At 43.3% G+C, this 19,830-nt stretch carries 18 protein-coding genes; 10 read left to right on the forward strand and 8 right to left on the reverse strand.

Features of this window, described 5'->3' with window-relative positions:
• Positions 1-102: 102 nt before the first annotated feature.
• On the forward strand, positions 103-1,182 hold the full coding sequence (locus NI455_RS13180) for a patatin-like phospholipase family protein (protein ID WP_253114579.1): 1,080 nt from the start codon (positions 103-105) through the stop codon (positions 1,180-1,182).
• Between the two features lie 60 nt (positions 1,183-1,242).
• A complete protein-coding gene (locus NI455_RS13185) occupies positions 1,243-1,560 on the forward strand; it encodes a hypothetical protein (protein WP_005245842.1) in 318 nt (105 codons plus the stop codon).
• 58 nt (positions 1,561-1,618) lie between these two features.
• Here the strand turns inward: NI455_RS13185 and NI455_RS13190 are convergent, their stop codons facing one another.
• Entirely contained in the window at positions 1,619-3,973 is a 2,355-nt protein-coding gene (locus NI455_RS13190) for a Tex family protein (protein ID WP_253114581.1), read from the reverse strand.
• A 335-nt stretch (positions 3,974-4,308) separates the two neighbouring features.
• On the opposite strand from NI455_RS13190, the gene ompR reads away from it, so the two are divergent.
• From ompR to NI455_RS13210, 4 genes are all read left to right on the forward strand, one after another.
• The gene (gene ompR / locus NI455_RS13195) at positions 4,309-5,073 is read left to right on the forward strand and encodes an osmolarity response regulator transcription factor OmpR (RefSeq protein ID WP_004278590.1); all 765 of its coding nucleotides are present in this window, start codon (positions 4,309-4,311) and stop codon (positions 5,071-5,073) included.
• 246 nt (positions 5,074-5,319) lie between these two features.
• On the forward strand, positions 5,320-6,780 hold the full coding sequence (locus NI455_RS13200) for an ATP-binding protein (protein ID WP_253114584.1): 1,461 nt from the start codon (positions 5,320-5,322) through the stop codon (positions 6,778-6,780).
• 205 nt (positions 6,781-6,985) lie between these two features.
• Positions 6,986-8,503 carry a succinyl-CoA:acetate CoA-transferase ScpC gene (gene scpC / locus NI455_RS13205; protein WP_004647324.1) on the forward strand — a complete coding sequence of 506 codons (1,518 nt, stop codon included), beginning with the start codon at positions 6,986-6,988 and terminating at the stop codon, positions 8,501-8,503.
• Positions 8,504-8,735: 232 nt separating this feature from the next.
• A complete protein-coding gene (locus NI455_RS13210; protein ID WP_114541636.1) occupies positions 8,736-9,428 on the forward strand; it encodes a DsbA family oxidoreductase in 693 nt (230 codons plus the stop codon).
• Between the two features lie 66 nt (positions 9,429-9,494).
• Here the strand turns inward: NI455_RS13210 and NI455_RS13215 are convergent, their stop codons facing one another.
• Positions 9,495-9,695 carry a dodecin family protein gene (locus NI455_RS13215; RefSeq protein ID WP_004278594.1) on the reverse strand — a complete coding sequence of 67 codons (201 nt, stop codon included), beginning with the start codon at positions 9,693-9,695 and terminating at the stop codon, positions 9,495-9,497.
• Positions 9,696-10,105: 410 nt separating this feature from the next.
• Here NI455_RS13215 and NI455_RS13220 point away from each other — a divergent pair, with 410 nt between their 5' ends.
• The 4 genes from NI455_RS13220 (at position 10,106) to NI455_RS13235 (ending at position 13,317) form a co-directional block, all read left to right on the forward strand.
• Positions 10,106-10,273: a hypothetical protein gene (locus NI455_RS13220; protein ID WP_005267563.1), complete on the forward strand. Its 168-nt coding sequence runs from the start codon at positions 10,106-10,108 to the stop codon at positions 10,271-10,273.
• Between the two features lie 254 nt (positions 10,274-10,527).
• Positions 10,528-10,707, forward strand: a complete 180-nt coding sequence (locus NI455_RS13225; RefSeq protein ID WP_005245836.1) for a hypothetical protein — start codon at positions 10,528-10,530, stop codon at positions 10,705-10,707.
• 10 nt (positions 10,708-10,717) lie between these two features.
• The gene (locus tag NI455_RS13230) at positions 10,718-12,115 is read left to right on the forward strand and encodes a hypothetical protein (protein ID WP_253114586.1); all 1,398 of its coding nucleotides are present in this window, start codon (positions 10,718-10,720) and stop codon (positions 12,113-12,115) included.
• 92 nt (positions 12,116-12,207) lie between these two features.
• On the forward strand, positions 12,208-13,317 hold the full coding sequence (locus tag NI455_RS13235; RefSeq protein WP_253114588.1) for a hypothetical protein: 1,110 nt from the start codon (positions 12,208-12,210) through the stop codon (positions 13,315-13,317).
• Between the two features lie 82 nt (positions 13,318-13,399).
• Here NI455_RS13235 and NI455_RS13240 read toward each other — a convergent pair whose 3' ends face one another.
• The 6 genes from NI455_RS13240 to NI455_RS13265 form a co-directional block, all read right to left on the reverse strand.
• Complete coding sequence (locus tag NI455_RS13240) at positions 13,400-13,663, reverse strand: hypothetical protein (protein ID WP_253114589.1); 264 nt, start codon at positions 13,661-13,663, stop codon at positions 13,400-13,402.
• 194 nt (positions 13,664-13,857) lie between these two features.
• Positions 13,858-15,777: a molecular chaperone HtpG gene (gene htpG, locus NI455_RS13245; RefSeq protein WP_086044198.1), complete on the reverse strand. Its 1,920-nt coding sequence runs from the start codon at positions 15,775-15,777 to the stop codon at positions 13,858-13,860.
• A 163-nt stretch (positions 15,778-15,940) separates the two neighbouring features.
• Entirely contained in the window at positions 15,941-16,285 is a 345-nt protein-coding gene (locus NI455_RS13250) for a lysozyme inhibitor LprI family protein (protein WP_180087441.1), read from the reverse strand.
• A gap of 175 nt (positions 16,286-16,460) precedes the next feature.
• Positions 16,461-17,051, reverse strand: a complete 591-nt coding sequence (locus NI455_RS13255; RefSeq protein ID WP_044111748.1) for an OmpW/AlkL family protein — start codon at positions 17,049-17,051, stop codon at positions 16,461-16,463.
• Positions 17,052-17,381: 330 nt separating this feature from the next.
• Entirely contained in the window at positions 17,382-18,746 is a 1,365-nt protein-coding gene (locus NI455_RS13260) for a Na+/H+ antiporter family protein (protein WP_044111746.1), read from the reverse strand.
• Positions 18,747-18,846: 100 nt separating this feature from the next.
• Positions 18,847-19,728: an alpha/beta fold hydrolase gene (locus tag NI455_RS13265; RefSeq protein ID WP_253114590.1), complete on the reverse strand. Its 882-nt coding sequence runs from the start codon at positions 19,726-19,728 to the stop codon at positions 18,847-18,849.
• Positions 19,729-19,830: the final 102 nt, after the last annotated feature.

A 19,830-nucleotide genomic window follows, 5' to 3' on the forward strand; every position in this document is an offset into this window, starting at 1 on the left:
ACGTGCCATTGAAAATATAGAAATAAAAATAACTCAAAGGAGGATTTTAAGTATTTAAAACCAATTCTTCAAATGAGGACACGCCCTAGTATAGGTTCAACCATGGTACAGATTTTACAAAAGCGTGCGCCTGCGCTGACGATTCGTGCTGGCCATCTGGCACGCGAGCTGATTCTGGAACAAGGTTTGCAACCCGAACAGGTCGATATTGTACCTGGTGCTGCAGGTGGCCCCAAAGGCATCGGGATCCAGGGACTGGATCAGGCGATTTTTGGCGAGTTTTTTCCACGTGCACCTCAGCGTAGAACTTTGGTGGGTTCTTCGATTGGTAGTTGGCGCTTTGCCAGTATGGCTGCACATGGTGCTCAACAGGGAACCGAACGCTTGGCTGAACTCTATACCAACCTCTATTTTCATAAAAAAATGACCCGTCAGGATGTCAGCGACATCTGCCGTGGGATGCTGCTGAATCTGGTACAAGGCAAAGAAAACGATCTGGTCAATCATCCAGATTATCATCTCGCAGTCATTTCAATTAAAGCCCAGCACATTTTTCAGAGTGACAAGGCATTGCCGTTGCTAGCTTCTGTGGCTGGAATTCTTGGAACGACCGCAGTCGCGCGTCGGCACAGCCGTCATTTCATGCAGCGCGTGATCAGCCAGCCCAATATCGGTGAACAGTTTAAAATCGCTGAAGATGGATTTACCACGCATTATCATGCACTGACCGAACAGAGTGTGTTGTCCTGGTTGATGGCTTCAGCGTCTATTCCCGGAGTGATGGCAGCGGTGAATAATATTCCAGATGCACCGCAAGGTTATTATCGCGATGGTGGCCTGATTGATTATCACATTGACCTGCCTTTTCAGAGCAAAGGTATTGTGCTGTATCCACATTTTACCGATAGCATTACCCCCGGCTGGTTCGACAAGTTATTTAAACGTACTTCAAATCCGGAAAATCAGGCACGAACTTTGCTGCTTTCTCCATCGCAGCAATATCTGCAAAGTTTGCCTTTGGGTCGTTTGCCTGATCGTAAAGACTTTAACTTAAAAGGTTTGGACCAGACCCAACGGATTCAGCTGTGGAAGCAATGTATTGTGGAAAGTCAGCGTCTGGGCGATGAATTTCTGGAACTGGTCGAGAAGCAGAATTTTGCTGAGGTAATGCAGACCTTGTAATTGGCCGTAGCTGCCCGATTATTTGTATAATTGCTTTAATTTTGTGAACTGTTGAGATTTATGCAGAAGTTTTTAGTTGTCCTGCAATACCTGTGTCTGGCCTTTGCCATTTATCTGATTTATAGCGTCAGCATGTCGCTGTATAGCCAGGATTTTGTCCTGATGGAACTGGTCGCTGATATCGGTACGATTCTGATTTGTATCGACCTGGCGGTGTTTTTATTTACCAGTAAAGGTAAGCCCGGCATTAGCATGGAAGAATATGCAAAAAGACTGGAACAGCCACCGTCTAAGCTGGTCTATGTGACACGAAAATTGGGGCATCTCGGTATTTTGCTGATTATCACCAGCTGGATTGTGCCGATGATTAACTCATAAATATCCAATAAAAAACCTCCCAATTGGGAGGTTTTTTTAAATTAAAGATATCTGAAAATTATTTAGAACCTTTAATCCCTGCTTGAAGTAATAGCGCACCCAAACCACCAATTTTTTGCTCTTGTGGTTTAGCCGCTTGAGGTTTCTTGCCCTGAGGACGCTCACCTTGCGGACGTGCTTGCTGTGGACGTTTACCTTGAGACTTACGTTCACCACGTGGCTCATTATTCTCGCGACGTGGCTGACGTGGTGCTTTCGCCGGAGCTTCAGAACCTTCTAGACGCATCGATAAATTCACACGGTTACGTTCAGCATCCACATTCAAAACACGGACTTGTACGATTTGACCCGGTTTCACCACTTTATGTGGGTCAGCGACAAATTCATTGGCAAGTTCAGAAATATGTACCAAACCGTCTTGATGCACACCCACATCGACAAATGCACCGAAGTTAGTCACGTTGGTGACTACACCTTCTAGCTGCATGCCTTCCGACAATTGCGCAACTTCCGTAATGTCATCACGGAATTTAGCAGTGCGGAACTCTGGACGCGGGTCACGGCCCGGTTTTTCCAGTTCAGCCAATACGTCTTGAATTGTCGGCAGACCGAATTTCTCGTCTGTAAATTCTTCAGCATTCACTTGGCGAATGATTTCAGTATTGCCAATGATGTCTTTTACAGTCGTTGCTTTCGCTTCAACAATTTTGCTCACCAAAGCATATGACTCAGGGTGAACCGCAGAAGCATCTAGTGGTTCTGTACCATCTTGAATACGCAAGAAGCCCGCAGCCTGCTCAAAAGTACGCTCGCCTAAACGTGGCACTTTCTTCAAAGACTGACGATTGTCAAAACGACCATTTTCCTTACGGAATTCCACAATTTGCTGTGCAATTGATTTATTTAGACCCGCGATATAACCCAAAATCGCTGCTGATGCAGTGTTTACATCCACACCCACCGAGTTCACACAGTCTTCAACGACCGCTTCAAGGGTTTTCGCCAGACCGGTCTGGTTTACGTCATGTTGATACTGACCCACACCAATCGATTTCGGATCGATTTTCACCAGTTCCGCCAATGGATCTTGCAAACGACGTGCAATCGATACCGCACCACGAATCGACACGTCCAGCTCTGGAAGTTCCTGTGAAGCTAATTCCGACGCTGAATACACCGATGCACCGGCTTCAGACACAGACACACGCGTCATTTTCAGATCACTGTTCGCAGCCATCATTTCAGCAACTAAAGCTTCAGTTTCACGGCTTGCAGTACCATTACCAATCGCGATCAGGTCAACATTGAACTCGCGGCATAAGCGCGCCAGCTCGGCCAGTGAACCTTCTTTATCGTCTTTTGGCGCAAATGGATAAATCGTGCTATGTGCCAGTACATCACCAGACTCGTTCACCACCGCCAGTTTTACACCGGTACGGATACCCGGGTCCACGCCCAAAGTGGTACGTGCGCCTGCAGGTGCAGACAGCAGTAAATGACGCAGGTTTTCAGCAAAGACGTTCATCGCTTCTGTTTCAGCAGCCAGACGTTTTTCAGTCAGCAATGAATGTTCAATCGTTGGACGAACTTTACCGAGCCAGAATAGTTTTGCAGTTTGCTTCAAGAAATCCTGACGTGCTTGTGGCTGAACAGTTTCTAAATTGTATTCAGTTTCAATACGCGCCAATGGAACATCATCTTCGCCATCCACTTTCAGGCCTAAAACGTTTTCCTGACGGCCACGCAGCATCGCCAATAAACGATGTGAAGGCACTTTATTTAAGTTTTCAGAGAAATCGAAATAATCGCGGAATTTTTTACCGACTTCTTTTTTCTCATCACTTGCAACCAAACTTTTCAGCACGGCAGTTTTTGCAAATGTCGCTTTAAGTTCAGTCGTCAGCGCGATATTTTGCGCCCAGTCATCAATCAGGATGTGCTGGATCGCATCAAGCTGGCTTTCAGTATCTGGATAATCTTCATGGCTAAAGCCCGCCAAAGCTTCAGCTGGATCAACAGCTTCATTAAAGATTTTTTCAGCAATCGGGCCCAGACCAGCTTCTTTGGCCTTAAATGATTTACTGGTACGTTTTGGACGGTACGGCGCGTAAATTTCTTCTAATGCATTTTTGGTTTCGGCGGCATTCACACGCGCCAATAAATCATCAGATAATTTATCTTGTTCTTTGAGTGATTCAATCACCTTTTCACGGCGCTCATACAAATCACGCAAGTATGATAAACGCGTATCGAGTTGACGTAGTTGCGTATCGTCTAAGCCTTGCGTTACTTCTTTACGGTAACGTGCAATAAAAGGAACACTGGCACCTTCATCAATAAGCTTGATGGCAGCCTCAACTTGATTTGGACGTACGGCAAGTTCTTTTGCCAACTGCTGAACTAAGTCAGTCATCGTGTTTGATCCCACAAGGATAAGTACTAAATGGCATGATTATAAAGACCGGGTCTATAAAATCCACCATTGTTTTTATTAATTTACCTCATCTTTATATTATGAAGTGCCATAGTTTTCTGCTTTTCCCGATAAAGTTTGTATGAACTTTGCTTTTTATCCAGCTTAAAATCGTATTTTTTGCTCATTTAGATGTATATATTTGGTATCTATGTCTTGATTTTAACTGCAATATTTGGTGCTTTAGAGCATAGTCAATTAATATTAATGAATCGTATACTCAAAGCCTATTTGATTTTTGTTTATGACGACAATAAAGAATAAAGGAGCATCTCATGAGTTTAGTTGTACCTGCTGAAAAAGCCGATGCCGTACATACCGAAACGGACCGGGTCGAACGGATCCTGGTGGTTGATGATGATGTTCGTCTGCGTACCTTACTACAGCGTTTTCTCGAAGATAAAGGCTTTGTGGTTAAAACTGCACATGATGCCACGCAGATGGATCGACTTTTACAGCGGGAACTGTTTTCTCTGATCGTGCTCGACTTTATGCTTCCGGTCGAAGATGGCTTGAGTATCTGTCGTCGTTTACGCCAATCCAATATCGATACGCCTATCATTATGCTCACCGCTCGTGGTAGCGACTCGGACCGTATTGCCGGTCTGGAAGCAGGTGCTGATGATTACTTGCCTAAACCATTTAACCCGAATGAACTCTTGGCACGTATTCGTGCGGTATTGCGCCGTCAGGTACGTGAAGTGCCAGGTGCACCAAGCCAGCAGATGGAAGTGGTTTCTTTTGGTCCCTGGTCACTGGATCTATCTACCCGCACCCTGACCCGTGAAGGCCAAGTGGTAACGCTCACTACCGGTGAATTTGCAGTTCTCAAAGCACTAGTGCAGCATCCACGCGAACCATTAACCCGCGACAAACTGATGAATCTGGCGCGCGGCCGTGAATGGGGTGCCATGGAACGTTCAATTGATGTTCAGGTGTCACGCTTACGCCGTTTAGTGGAAGAAAACCCAGCGCGTGCACGTTATATCCAGACCGTATGGGGTGTGGGTTATGTCTTTGTTCCAGATGGTGCTGAATAAAGGAAAACTTATAGGATAAAGATTGCCCCAATTTATTGTCCCTAAAAGCCATTCGCTGCTGTTTGAGCCTCCCCTTCTTTAAAGGCTCGTATACAAATGCGCGAGTTCAGCGAATGGCAAAGTTTTTTGGTTACTTTTTTCAAAAAAAGTAACACAACAAGCTCCTTCCATCGAAGGTTCAAGCAGTAAGATTCCATTACAAATATTATTACTGCTCAATTTGGAAAATGCCTACAGGGAGCTGGTGTGAAAATCGACCCCATCGATCCACAAAAATTTACCGATTTTGTCAGCTACTCGGAAAAAAAGCGTACCCGTGGGGAACGCTTTCTCGACAAGATCAAACCGCGTTCTGCTGCCATGCGTACCACGGTACTGGTGGTTTTCGTGGTCTGTTTCAGCCTGTTCATGTCCTTATGGTTCTTTTGGCGTACCCTGTTTTTACCTGAAATCCAGCAACATGCGCGTTATCTGGCCATGGAACTGGAAATTCTCAACAATCCCGATCTGCGCCTGTATCACAAACAGCAGGAAGTCGACATTGACGATTGGTTAAGAAATCGGGTCGGCATTGAATACGTGACCAATCCAGCAGAATATCCCACTGTCCGTGAAAAGCTGATTGCCGAATTTTTTACCCGACAGATCGAAACCAAACTGGCCAAAGAGTTACGTATCGAACAAGCCACAGTCTATTTCCAGTTTAAGCCGAGTCCACGTATCTGGATCCAGACTCCTGAAATGAATGGTCACTGGGTACAGGAACCTTTAAAGACTTATGCCAATTATAGCAATGAACTGATTTTGGGCTGGTTGCTTGGCACGCCGATTATTGTCGGCATCATTATTTTGACCTTGGTGCGTCAGCTCAACCGTCCTTTACGCCGTTTGCAGAATGCCGCCAACAGTTATAGCCGAATCGGCTCAGCACCCTATCTAGATACCAATCATGGTCCACTGGAAATCCGTCAGGTCAATCATGCCTTTAACCAAATGATTTATACGCTGGACCAGACCGAGCGGGAACGCCGAATCATGCTGGCCGGCATTTCACATGACTTGCGCACGCCCTTAACCCGAATCCGCCTCAGTGCCGAAATGATGCCAGATGAAGACTTTCTCAAAGAAGGCCTGATTTATGATGTCGAAGATATGGACGCGATTCTGGATCAGTTCATTTCCTATATGCGCGATGGTTCCGATGAAGAACCGCAGGACACCAATGTCAATGTACTGCTACAGGAACTGGTCAAGCAGTTTAAACCGCTAGATATCCGATTCACCCCACAAGATATACCGACCATTCAGGCGCGCAGCATGTCACTAAAAAGACTGATCGGCAATCTGATCAACAACTCAAAACGTTATGGTTCAGAACCAATTGAGCTTTCTGCGCATGTTGAAGAAGATCAACTGTTGATTTGTGTCGCAGACCATGGCGAAGGCATCCCGGAAGATCAGATTGAAGCCTTGATGCAGCCTTTTGTTCGAGGCAATTCAGCACGAACGGTACAAGGCAGCGGCTTGGGGTTGGCCATTGTGAAACGGATTGTCGATATTCACCATGGTCAGTTGCGTATTCATAATCGTCCTGAAGGTGGGCTAGAAGCTATCATTTCACTACCCGTAAATCAGGTGAACCCAGAGACACTTCCCCCTGCCACCACACTCGATAAAATTCGCCAAACCTTGACTGATCACTTTTAAGAAGTGATCAATAATCCAACAAACGACTTTTTAGTTTTTCTATACAATTCATTTTATAGTTCACGAATTCAATCATTTAAAAATCATCATTTTTTATTATACCTACATTTAGCTAAAAAATTAGACCTTAGCCTAACACCTATGCACAATACATTTTTTGAGCGGTACAATCCGTATCATAGTTTAAGAATTAATGAGAGTTAAAATGTCTTTAGATCGTATCCGTTTAGCCTCCCTACACAACAAAGTCATCAGCCCTGAACAAGCGGCTGAATTCATCCAAGATGGCATGACTGTGGGCATGAGTGGCTTTACTCGCGCTGGTGAAGCGAAGGCGGTTCCTTTAGCTTTAGTTCAACAGGCAAAAGCAAACCCATTAAAGATCACGTTAATTACTGGTGCATCACTAGGGAACGATCTAGACAAACAACTGACTGAAGCTGGTGTATTGGCACGTCGTTTACCGTTCCAGGTAGACAACACTTTACGTAAAGCGATCAACAACGGCGAAGTGATGTTCATTGACCAGCACTTGTCTGAAACCGTTGAGCAAATGCGTAACCTGCAGTTGAAAAAACCAGATGTTGCGATCATTGAAGCCGTAGCGATTACTGAAGATGGCGGCATCATTCCAACAACATCTGTTGGTAACTCTGCAAGCTTTGCGATTTTTGCTGAAAAAGTGATTGTAGAAATCAATACGAATTTAAGCCCGGCATTTGAAGGCTTGCACGATATCTACATCCCGACGTATCGTCCAACGCGTCAAGCGATTCCATTGACTCAAGTTGATGAGCGTATTGGTACGCATGCGATCAATATCGATCCATCTAAAATTGTTGGTATCGTATTTAACAGCGAATTGCACGACTCTCCATCTACTGTAACTGCACCAGATGATGAGACTCAAAGCATTGCCAACCATTTGATCGCTTTCTTTGAAAAAGAAGTAGCTGAAGACCGTCTACCGAAAAACCTCGGACCTCTTCAAGCAGGGATCGGTTCAATTGCAAACGCCGTATTGACGGGTCTGAAAGATTCAAACTTCGAAGACTTGATCATGTACTCAGAAGTACTACAAGACTGTACGTTTGAATTGATCGATGCCGGTAAAATGAAGTTTGCTTCAGGTTCTTCAATTACCCTTTCTGCTAAATATGGCGAAAAAGTATTTAACAACCTTGAACAATACAAAGACAAACTGGTATTACGTCCACAGGAAATTTCAAACCATCCTGAACTGGTACGTCGTTTAGGTATTATCGGCATCAACACTGCACTTGAGTTTGATATTTACGGTAACGTGAACTCAACTCACGTCTGCGGTACCAAAATGATGAACGGTATTGGTGGTTCAGGTGACTTCGCACGTAATGCCCACTTGGCGATCTTTGTAACTAAATCAATCGCGAAAGGTGGTGACATCTCTTCTGTGGTACCGTTTGCTTCACATATCGACCATGCAGAACACGATGTAGATATTCTCGTGACTGAACAAGGTCTTGCGGATCTTCGTGGTTTGGCACCGCGTGAGCGTGCACGTGCAGTGATTGATAACTGTGCACACCCAATGTACCGCGATGCGTTGAATGATTACTTTGACCGTGCATGTGCAAAAGGCGGCCATACGCCTCATCTTCTTCGTGAAGCGCTTTCTTGGCACTCAAACTTCGAAGAAAATGGTCACATGCTTGCTGTTGAAGCTGCGGTAAAAACTGCATAATTAACTGCATTCAAAAAAACGCCCTACGGGGCGTTTTTTTATGGCATTTTTATATTTTTTTGAATAGTCAGAACCTGATTATATTAAGGAAGCTACCTGGCTATCACCTCCTCTTTCTTCTTTTATTTATCCTGCCGATATGCTGTAGAAATACACTTCTGATGCTCAAGGGCTTTAAATTCTGATTCTTCACCCTCATACTTGAACACAAGAGCAAAATTAGAGACATGACATGCGCGTAGATATCTGGTCAGATGTGGTTTGCCCCTTCTGCTATATTGGTAAAAAACGTTTAGAAGCTGCTGCACAAGAAGCAGGTATTGAGCTAGAAGTACATTGGCACAGTTTTCAGCTCGATCCTGAAGCACCGGTACGTCAGGAAGTCTCCAACTCTGAGCGTCTGGCGCAAAAATATGGCCGCACCGTGGCAGAAGTCGAAGAGATGCAGCGCAATATTGCTGAAATGGCCAAAGCCGAAGGTATTGAATTTAACTGGGAAGGTGCCAATTCAGGCAATACCTTTAATGCGCATCGCCTGATTCACCTGGCGCAAAGCAAAGGTTTGGGCAATGAAGCACAGGAAGCGTTCTTCTATAGCTATATGACCCAAGGTCTGGCCATTGGAGAACGTGAAACGCTGGAAGATGTCGCAGCGCGTATCGGCCTCAATCCAGTCGAAGTCGATGACCTGTTGGATTCGGAAGAATATGCTGACTTTGTCAAATTTGATCAGGAAGTGGCACACGAACAACTCAAAGTAACCGGTGTGCCTTTCTTTGTTTTTGATCAACGTGTGGCACTAGCAGGCGCGCAGCCTAAAGAAGTTTTCCTGCAAGTATTTGAAAAAGCGCTCGATACCTCAACCAATAGTCAGGCAGCACAGTGCTCAACAGAAACGTGTGACACGCCAGACCAAGCTGAATAAAACAACGTTCAATAAAAAAACCCCATTTTAAATGGGGTTTTTTATTTGTTATTGAATGGCATTCGCTTAATCAACCAGAAAACTAATTTTTAAATTGACACGATATTCCGTGATTTTATTTTCTTTAATGACAACCTTCTGTTCATTGATCCAAGCACCTTGTACATTTTTGACCGTTTCCGTGACTTTTTGAATGCCCGTTTGAATCGCATCTTCAAAGCTTTTATTGCTGCTTGAATTGACTTCTACCACTTTTGCAATTGCCATAATAAAACTCTCAGCATGAAAATGAATGGAACTCCATCTTAGTCCATTCTTAGAAGATTGCAGCAGCTGGTAAACAAGCGATAGCAAAAACTTACATGGATTGAACAAAGCTCGAAATTCAGTTTTAAATTGGCAGATCGAAAACATATGACCTTTTATTTTGACACTCAATTAAGTCCAGATTTTCATCGCTAAAATAAAGTATAAAGCCCTGTAAAACCACACAAATCAAACTAGAGTAAATATACTAATTTATTGTTTTATAGAGTAATTTATCTAAAATTTACTGCCTAAATTTGCCGAATCTATCATTTTCTATTAAGTCTTATTTGCTATTATTTCACCCGAATTAAGTTTAAATATTCTCCTCTGTTCAAGTCATTGAACACTCTGATATTAAAGGTCATCCTATGAATGCTCTTAAATTTGCTTTCGCAGCAACCGTTATGGCTTTTTCTGTTCAAGCGTCTGCACAAATGGCGCAAGTGGTTCATCTGCCAGACTTTCCAGCGACTAAAGCACCTGCTGAAACAGTAAATGCAGATGCTGCGACTGTGGTAACTGAAAAAACGGCTTAATGCAAAGCTGTTTTTCATTAAAACGGGCTGATTGATTCAGCCTGTTTTTTTGATCACATTAAACACCTTTAATGTGAAAGACGCACAACTCTAAAAAAAATATCGACTATTTCCTACTCTCATTTTTTCTATTGATTTTTATCACTTTTAATTAAAAAATTTGTTTATAAAATACTCAAAATAGATCACTATTTTATGTGATCTCTGCTTATAATTGCAGCAATATAAATAGATTAATGATAAGAAAATTTTTTATGCATGAACTTCAGGCATTGGTACAGGGCAAAATTCCGCCTCAGTCAGTTTCTATTGATTATTTAATTGAAATGGCAGAAAACTATACAGACTCAAATTCTGCTGAATACAGACTGGTCGAGCTGGCGGTTAACATTGTACTGGCACAAACCCTGGATAAAGCACTGAAACATCTCTAGAGATTAAAAAATGAATGCTTTAGAAAAAGCACACTTAATTAAAGAACTACATGAACTGGCACAGCAACTGGAGCATAAAGTCCTGCCTTTATATGAAATTGCCCGTTCTAAAAAAAGAATACGCGATATTTTTAATCTGTGTAATGAGCCTATTTTCAAAACCCAGATTTCAGCATTTAAAGCCCGCACTCAGCCTGAACTTATCACCTACCAATTTTCTGCTAACACGTCTTATCATCTAAGCTTTCGTGGCTATTTCACCGAAATCTTGGCGCTGCAAAAAGCACTGTCTGCCCATCCGGATTCAGGCTGGGCAGTTTTACATCATCCTGAACGTGGCTGGCAAATCTGGCTGATTCCGGCTCCCCAAGCTCCTGCCCTGCACAGCCAATGGGCTGAATTGCAACACTGCTATATCTGGCTGTTGCAACAACAGCAGCAATTTTCGTGTCTGCAACAGGATCCCCCCTTGATCGTTCCTGCCTTATCCTTAAACGAAGCTGAAACCAGCTTAAAAGATGTGGAAACAACCAAATATCATCGGGGACGGCCGAGGGCAAGAATCCATGCGCTAGAACCACATCGCTCAGATGAGCTACCCATACAGGTACCCCCTGTATATGAGACTCCCGATTCTCAGCTCAAAGCTGAAACGACAATTCAGCAAGAACAGATTACAGTCTCCGAATTGATTCAATTCCCTGCACAGATCCAACTAGGGGAACTAAACGCCCATGTACACCCTTTAGGCTTAGAAGAAACCAATATCCAGCGACTCTGTGCTTTAGAACTGACTGAGAATATCGAGCATCCTGCCTATTTGGATATCGCACTGTATTATGCAGCAGAAGATAATTGGCAGGCACGTCAGGTTTATTTGGTTGAACAACTGAATCTGCAAGGCCAATTTGTTAAATATCTGATGCTCTTAGGGGTACCGAGTCAGTTGCAGGCTCACTATTGTATTCAACATTGGCTGACCCATCATCAACGCCGGGCTGCGGCGATTAAATCTCTAGCGTGGTCTGTTATAAGCAATAGTTTCATGCAACTCGAACTTTTTTCAACAGCTTACTTGCAGCAGGCTGAAACAGTCTGGACACAGCCAGATTACCATCCGTTTATACCCGCCCAGTTTATTCAGAAGCAGAAATTTATTTCTTTTAAAGAGGCTGCTGCTGATTTTTCTACTCCTGTACTCTTACTGCAGGAACATCAAAAAATCCGAGTGATTCATGGTGAAAAACGCATCTCTCTCGCAGAGGATGAGCTGGCCTATCCATACATCTTGCTGCAACGCGACAAACAGCTAAATTGGCAGAATATTCACAATATTATTTTAACAATGCCACAACCCATTCGGGTATTAGAGCTTTATCGGGAAATTCAGGCTCAAATGATTGAATAATTGCTGTTATTTTGTAGCTTTAACTTGCTTTTTAAGGCCGTTTTTTAGAAAACTACAGCTGAATATAAGAATACAAGAGCAACAAATATCTCATGCAAATAAACAGGGTTACTCAAATTTTACTGCTCTCTCTGGGCTTAGGAATGAGTGGTAGCATGTCTTGGGCCAATTCAGTCACAGCTGCTCCTGCCAGTTCAACAAATACAGAGCCCAGCCGATCAGGCTTACTGGATCAGATTCCACGTTTGATCGATGCAACACCAACGGTTCTGCCAGAGCAATCAAGTGTCGCCATCGTTCCATCCACGCTAGAGACAGAAAATTATTCATGGGCGGATCAAAAACAGAAAGGCATCCGCGAATGGGCTGATCGTACTGCACATAAAATTGATAACTGGTTTGGTGAAACCGATCCGGATCAGCCAGCTGCAGCCACATTACGGATCATTCTAGATAATCGCTGGGATGAATATGAAGGCTATGAGATTAAGCCCCGAATCCGCGGCAAGATCAAACTTCCGACCTTGGAACAAAAGCTGAGTGTGGTGTTTGGTGATGACAGTCTGGACAATGAATTAGACAGTAATGTCGCGATTACCAATGAAAATCCTGCCACTTCCGGAGATAAACGTCTGGATACTAAACGTGCACGTGAAGATAACAGCTCTTTTGCCTTACGTTGGTCTGAATGGTCAGATCGCATTCCTTTCGAAACCGATCTGGATCTGGGCTTGCGTTCTGGAGATGATATTTACCTGCGTGTCAAAGCCAGTAAAGATTGGACGCTGGAAAATGACTACTCTTTTCATGCCGAACAGATTTATCGCTACGGCATTCAAAGCGAAAACTATTTACGGACCAATCTGGAGCTAATCCATGCCCGTCCCAATCAGGCCTTTTTCTCCAATCAGCTTAGTCTGACTTATGCAGATGATCAAGACGATGATCTGACCTGGGACAACTACACCTTCAGGCAACATCAGTTTTTTCAGGACAACCGTTTCAGTTACGGCATTTATACCGGTGGTTATCTAAATGACAAGGATCTGCGTCTCAACCGCTGGGGCCCCTATGTGTCGTGGAGACAACCTTTTTTACGTGAATGGTTTTTTGTCCAGACCGACCTGAACTATTTGAATGATCATCGCGAAGATCGTGATCACTATGTCGGAGCTTTGGTGCGTTTAGAAGCGTTATTTTAAACTGACTGATACGAGAAAATAATAAAAGCCCATCATTCATGGGCTTTTTTCAATATTACTGAGGCAATCAGCGTGGCAGGTATTAGCTGGTTTTATTCAAGATAATACGATCACTGCGTAGCACACGTTTTTGCTGCAATGAGGGTTGTTCCATCACCGGCATATTGAAGCGAATATGATCGTTACGTTGTACACGTTTCGGTTTTGTTACGTTTACTTTTGCTGTTTTATAAAAGCTAATGCGATCTGTGCGTACCACTTTTTCTGCAGCAGGTGCCGCTAGACTAAACTGGCTCATCGACATCAGGATTACAGCGCCCATACTGATCATCAGCTTAGATTTCATAACATTCTCTCTCTTTGCTTAATGATCGCAATTATAAATTAAAAATTAATTAATAATCTAAAATATAGATTTATGATTCGAAGGTATTTTTTTATTCTCTCTATCGTTTTTCCAGATCATTTCTAGAAATGAAAAATGAAGCAGGCATAAAAAATCCCTCCGAAGAGGGATTTTCTCATTCAATATATCAGCACTTAAGCAAGCAGCAAACTATTAATTCGCTTGACATATTCAGCAGGATTTTCTGGTAATCCACCTTCTGCAATCACCGCTTGGTCGAAGATCACATTGGCCAGATCATCAAACTGCGCCGAGCCATCAAGTTTTTTCACCAACGGATGTTCCGGGTTGATTTCCAAAATCGGCTTGATATCCGGCACAGGTTGGCCTGCATCTTTCAGCATACGAATCAGTTGTGGAGACAACTCACCTTCTCCAGTCACCAGACAAGCCGGAGAATCGACCAGACGCGTCGTCACCCGCACTTCTTTGGTCTTGTCTTTTAATGAATCCGTCAACTTATCCACCACCGGTTTAAACTGGGCTGCGGCGTCTTCAAGGGCTTTCTTCTCTTCGGCATCCTGAAGGTCACCTAAGTCAACTGCACCTTTCGACACGTTTTGCAAAGGCGTACCATCGAACTCATTCACAAAGTTCATCGCCCATTCATCCACGCGTTCAGTCATCAACAGAACTTCAATGCCTTTTTTCTTGAACAGTTCCAGTTGCGGTGAATTTTTCGCAGCATTCAGGCTATCTGCAGTCACATAATAAATGGCTTTCTGGCCGTCTTTCATGCGTGCTTTATAGTCTGCCAATGACGTGCTAACTTCATCATTGGTCGAAGTCGCATAACGCAGCAGTTTCAAGATACGTTCACGGTTACTGAAATCTTCACCCAAACCTTCTTTCAATACTGAAGCAAATTCCTGATAGAAAGTCTTAAAGTTTGCCTGATCTTTTTCATCTTCAGATTTAGCCAGATTATCCAAAATGGTCAGGATACGGCGGGTATTGCCTTCACGGATGGTTTTTACATCACGGCTTTCTTGCAGTAATTCACGACTCACGTTCAATGGCAGATCGGCACTGTCCACCACACCCTGTACAAAGCGCAGATAGTTTGGAATCAGGTTATCTGCATCATCCATAATGAACACGCGTTTCACATACAGTTTGATACCAGCTTTGGATTCACGGGTGAAAATATCATGTGGCGCTTTGCTTGGAATATATAATAACTGGGTATATTCAGTGCTGCCCTCAACCCGATTATGCGCCCAAGCCAATGGCGCTGCGAAATCATGGCTTAAGTTCTTGTAGAACTCGACATACTGCTCTTCAGTGATTTCAGACTTGTTACGAGTCCATAATGCACTGGCTGAGTTAATGGCTTCCCACTCATCGGTTTTGACATATTGGCCACCTTGAGCAGTTTCACCTTCAGCCGCTTCTTCTTCCTGCCAGACTTCTTTTTGCATCTGGATTGGCAGGCTGATGTGGTCTGAATATTTATTGATAATCTGCTTCACTTTATAGCTTTGCAAATAATCTAGCGCATCGTCACGGAGATGCAAAATAATATCGGTACCACGTCCTTGTTTCGTGATCTGTTCAACTTCGAACTCACCGGTTCCGCCACTGATCCAGCGCACCCCTTCAGAGACATCTGTGCCAGCACGACGCGACTCTACCGTGATCTTGTCAGCCACAATAAAACCGGAATAGAAACCGACACCAAACTGGCCAATTAGCTGGGCATCAGCCTTTTGATCGCCGGTCAGTTTGGACATAAAGTCTTTGGTGCCTGATTTGGCAATAGTCCCTAAATTATCAATAGCTTCCTGTTCGCTTAAGCCAATCCCGTTGTCTGAAATGGTAATGGTTTTATTGTCTGCATCCAGACTGACACGAACGCGCAGATCAGGATCATTTTCATAAAATTCGGGATGGTTAATCCCTTCAAAACGTAATTTGTCACATGCATCTGAGGCATTCGAGATCAATTCGCGTAGGAAAATTTCAGGGTTTGAATAAAGCGAATGGGTCACGAGATGTAGTAACTGAGCCACTTCAGCCTGGAAACTATGTTTTTGTGCGCTAGACTCGCTCATTAATCACTCCTTTTATTTTAAATACAGGTCAATACTGTTGCCTATATGAATGGAGTGAGTTACTAAATTTTCAATAGCCAGTTGGATATTTTTTCTCAAGATATTTTATAAAGAATCGCTTGATCTGATCTGGCTTGGATTTTTAAAGACTTAGGTTTAAGTCCTAATAAGGCCCAAGCTTATAAATACGTTGAAATTGCAGGTCTATTTGCTGCTGACGCATATTATAGACCTGGCTCAGACAGGATACCGATTCCTGACAGCGGTCACGAAATTGTAGCCATTTCACCTGATCGCGCTGGATCACCGAGCGGGTTCCCATAGGCACCATACGGCGCAAAATATGATAGCTGGTGCTCATCTTGACATCGGCATCATTGAGCAGACGATGTTCACAAATAGCTTTCTCTGTCACGGTTTCAGTTTTCTGACAATCAAAACTCGCCGCATAGGCAGACCCTGCCAGCAGGCTGAAGAAGATTAAAATACCTTGGTTTAAAAACCTCATGCTGATCTTCCTTATTATTCAATTATTAAGTCGTATTCAATTAATATTTACTTTATTCATTTTAATATAGTTGAACATTGCCGATCTGCTCAATTTCAATAAGTTATAAATCGTTGTTATTTTGAAAAAAAAGCCTCATTCAAGATGAGACTTTTTTGTTGAGCAAGGTTAGAATTTAGAACTTGTAGCTATAACCGATCGTGTAAACCCAAGGATCAATATTCAAGTCGAATTTAGTATTATCAGCATCATCTAAAGTCACTTCAGGACTCAAATCTGCATAGCGCACGTCAGCAAATACTCCCCAGTTTTTGGCATCGGCTGGCTGATAATTAAAGCCGACTTGACCTGCCAAACCAAACTCTTCTTTCACGTCTTTAGCCAGACCTTCTTCATCCCAAGCAATAAAAGCTGTGCCACCTACGCCAATATATGGTGTAAAGCGTGTTGCATTTTTAAAGTTATATTTAGCGGTAATTGTGGGTGGCAGATGTTTGATCTTAGCCACCTTACCTACACCTTGAAGAGAAATATCGTGATTAAATGGCGTGGCTAATAAAAGTTCTGCAGAGATATTGTCATTAAAGAAGTATTCGACCGAAGGCGTAAAACCATATTCTTGATCCGCTTCTACGACTAAACCTGGTGCAATTTCAGTGTCACTTGATGGTGCTAAAGAACTGGCACCAACTTTCACCTGCCATTGACCTGCCATCGCAGATGCAGAAAGACCCATTAATGCAATTAGAGCTACTTGCTTTAACATTTTAAAATACCCACAGGAAGAATAATTATTAAGAAAATAAATCTTAATTAATAATAAACACGAGGGAAAATAATATGCAATAAGGATTATAAAACTAATTTTTAATTATTATTTAACATACTGATTTAAAAAATAATTTATTTTAAATTGACTAGATTGGTTGGTTTTAAATACCCAGTATATTAATCAGATAAATATGAATTTATTCAGACTAAAATAATCAGGTTTATATTAATTTTTATTTAAAAATATATTTTAAATACATCTTATTATTTATTTTAAATCCAGATAAATCTGCTCCAATAGATATCAGAGCAGATTGAAATTGACTTACAGAACCATGGCTGCAATCCAGCCAAAAATCATCAACGGAATATTGAAGTGAATGAAGGTTGGAATCACACTGTCCTTCATATGGTCATGCTGACCATCCATATTTAAACCCGAAGTTGGGCCCAAAGTTGAATCCGAAGCTGGAGAACCGGCATCCCCCAAAGCTGCTGCAGTCCCGATAATTGCAATAGTCGCAGCCGGGCTAAAACCGAACTGGATACACAGCGGAACATAAATAATCGCCAGAATGGGAATGGTTGAGAAAGACGAACCAATGCCCAATGTGATCAGCAAACCAATCAACAGCATCAGGAAGGCAGCCAATGCCTGACTATTACCAATCCAGTTTACTGATGCTTCAACCAAGGTTGGTACCTGATTAGTCGCTTCAATCACCGCGGCAAAGCCTTGTGCTGCAATCATGATAAAGCCAACTAGCGCCATCATGCGCATACCGGTAATGATCACATCATCCGCTTCTTTCCATTTAAAGATCCCGGCACAACTCAGGATTGCTACACCGACCAGACCGGCCAGAATCATCGAGTCTGAATAAAGCTGTACCGCCAATGTGGCAATAACTGCAAGGCCGGCCATCCAGATGGTAAATTTGGCAATCTGCGGTTTAACCTGCTCAGCCACACCTAATTCAGCGGAAATACTTTGCTGTTCCTGGACATGAATATCTTGATATTGACGTGGTTTGCGATAGCTAATAAAGATCGCCACCAATAAGCCCACAAACATACCGAATACTGGAATTGCCATCGCAGATGGAATCTGGTCATAGCTAATTTCAAATCCATATGGCTTACCAAAAGTATTGATGTTATGACCCAGAATGTCATTCAGGAAGATGGCACCAAAACCGACCGGAATCAGCATATAGGTGCCTACCAGACCAAAGGTCAGCAAACAGGCCACCAAACGGCGATCCAGCTGTAAATGGTTAAATACAATCAATAGCGGTGGAATCAGTACCGGAATAAAGGCGATATGCACGGGAATAACGTTTTGCGAGAACACGGCAGCAATGGCAACTGTGAAAAAGATCAGATATTTCACCCGGTTTTGCGCTTTAAAATCGGCCTCACCTTTTAAGGTGCTGATCATTTTATAAGCCAGTAAATCCGGCAGACCTGAACGCGCCAGAGCCAAAGCAAATGCACCTAAAATACCGTAAGCCAAGGCAATTTTGGCACCCCCACCCAAGCCATTGTTAAACGCGTCCAAGGTTCCCTGCAGGCCCAGACCTGCCAATAAACCACCTGTAACAGCACCAATGACCAGGGCAAAAACCACAGGTACACGTGCCAACGAGAGTCCGAACATGACTCCAATAGCAGCAAGAATTGCGAACATAATGAATCGGAATAGAGAGAAAGCGGCTATTTTATCAGAAAATGCGGATAAAAATTCCGCCACTTTTTTCTGGTCGGGTCATGTTTCGCGGAGTGGCCTGTCAATGAATGTCAGCAGATTTACGCTGAATAAACTCATCAATCAATTGAGCCACTTGCTCCGGTTGACTCAGGATCGCCCAGTGATTGGCAGCCAGTTCTACTTTCGAGAAATCATCCACCCATTTTGACATTTCATCAACCAGATCTGGCCCGACAAACTGGTCATATTTCAGCACAATCGCCTGTACCGGACAGATGGCAAAACGCTGCCGTGGTTGAGCTAAGCGTGGCAAAAAATTGGCCCGATACAGGTTCACACCATATTTGCCATCTTTGACAATATGCGGGTTGAGTGGCAGATCATCGTGTCTTTCCAGTTGCTGCACGATCTTGCCCCAACGCTGCGGATTAAAAAAATTCCAGGCCAACGGCGCCACTAAAGGCAACTGAAACATCGCGATATACCAAGATTTGCTCATTTGCTTTAAAAATTTTGCTTTGTTTTGCTGGAACTGTTCACGCATCCAGAAAGCGGCATGATCAAGACATGGCCCAGACAAGGTGCTATAAGACAGAATTCGTCCTTTAAAGCGTGGACCGGTGACGGATTCCCAGGACTGAATTGAACCCCAGTCATGCGCGGCCAGATGAAAAGTACGATTCGGCAATATTTCGTTCACCACCTCTTCCAGATCCTGACTTAAACGGGCCAAGCGGTAATCGGAGATTTTTTTGGGAATACTGGACTCACCTGCGCCACGGACATCATAAGTCACAACAAAGTAATCCTGACTCAAATGAACAATGGCTGGCTCCCAAACTGCCTGATGATCGGGATAGCCGTGAACCAGCACCAATGCCGGTTGTTCGGATTGTCCATAAGTTTTGACAAAAAGACGCTGCTGATCCGTGGTATCGACCCATTGCATGTGCATTTCCATCTTTTGATCCTGTTTTTGTTATTGACCACTTAGTTTATAAATCGGCATGATTGATCAATGCCAGCGCATTTTTGTTGCTCTAGTATGCATAATCACAGCCGC

It is taken from the genome of Acinetobacter lwoffii, assembly GCF_024129435.1.
Lineage (GTDB): Bacteria > Pseudomonadota > Gammaproteobacteria > Pseudomonadales > Moraxellaceae > Acinetobacter > Acinetobacter lwoffii_F.

Bases quoted from the DNA above. Each gene is read 5' to 3' on its own strand.
- NI455_RS13180 (WP_253114579.1), top strand. From the start codon at position 103: ATGGTACAGATTTTACAAAAGCGTGCGCCTGCGCTGACGATTCGTGCT.
- NI455_RS13185 (WP_005245842.1), top strand. From the start codon at position 1,243: ATGCAGAAGTTTTTAGTTGTCCTGCAATACCTGTGTCTGGCCTTTGCC.
- NI455_RS13190 (WP_253114581.1), bottom strand. From the start codon at position 3,973: ATGACTGACTTAGTTCAGCAGTTGGCAAAAGAACTTGCCGTACGTCCA.
- ompR (WP_004278590.1), top strand. From the start codon at position 4,309: ATGAGTTTAGTTGTACCTGCTGAAAAAGCCGATGCCGTACATACCGAA.
- scpC (WP_004647324.1), top strand. From the start codon at position 6,986: ATGTCTTTAGATCGTATCCGTTTAGCCTCCCTACACAACAAAGTCATC.
- NI455_RS13210 (WP_114541636.1), top strand. From the start codon at position 8,736: ATGCGCGTAGATATCTGGTCAGATGTGGTTTGCCCCTTCTGCTATATT.
- NI455_RS13215 (WP_004278594.1), bottom strand. From the start codon at position 9,695: ATGGCAATTGCAAAAGTGGTAGAAGTCAATTCAAGCAGCAATAAAAGC.
- NI455_RS13220 (WP_005267563.1), top strand. From the start codon at position 10,106: ATGAATGCTCTTAAATTTGCTTTCGCAGCAACCGTTATGGCTTTTTCT.
- NI455_RS13225 (WP_005245836.1), top strand. From the start codon at position 10,528: ATGCATGAACTTCAGGCATTGGTACAGGGCAAAATTCCGCCTCAGTCA.
- NI455_RS13230 (WP_253114586.1), top strand. From the start codon at position 10,718: ATGAATGCTTTAGAAAAAGCACACTTAATTAAAGAACTACATGAACTG.
- NI455_RS13235 (WP_253114588.1), top strand. From the start codon at position 12,208: ATGCAAATAAACAGGGTTACTCAAATTTTACTGCTCTCTCTGGGCTTA.
- NI455_RS13240 (WP_253114589.1), bottom strand. From the start codon at position 13,663: ATGAAATCTAAGCTGATGATCAGTATGGGCGCTGTAATCCTGATGTCG.
- htpG (WP_086044198.1), bottom strand. From the start codon at position 15,777: ATGAGCGAGTCTAGCGCACAAAAACATAGTTTCCAGGCTGAAGTGGCT.
- NI455_RS13250 (WP_180087441.1), bottom strand. From the start codon at position 16,285: ATGAGGTTTTTAAACCAAGGTATTTTAATCTTCTTCAGCCTGCTGGCA.
- NI455_RS13255 (WP_044111748.1), bottom strand. From the start codon at position 17,051: ATGTTAAAGCAAGTAGCTCTAATTGCATTAATGGGTCTTTCTGCATCT.
- NI455_RS13260 (WP_044111746.1), bottom strand. From the start codon at position 18,746: ATGTTCGCAATTCTTGCTGCTATTGGAGTCATGTTCGGACTCTCGTTG.
- NI455_RS13265 (WP_253114590.1), bottom strand. From the start codon at position 19,728: ATGGAAATGCACATGCAATGGGTCGATACCACGGATCAGCAGCGTCTT.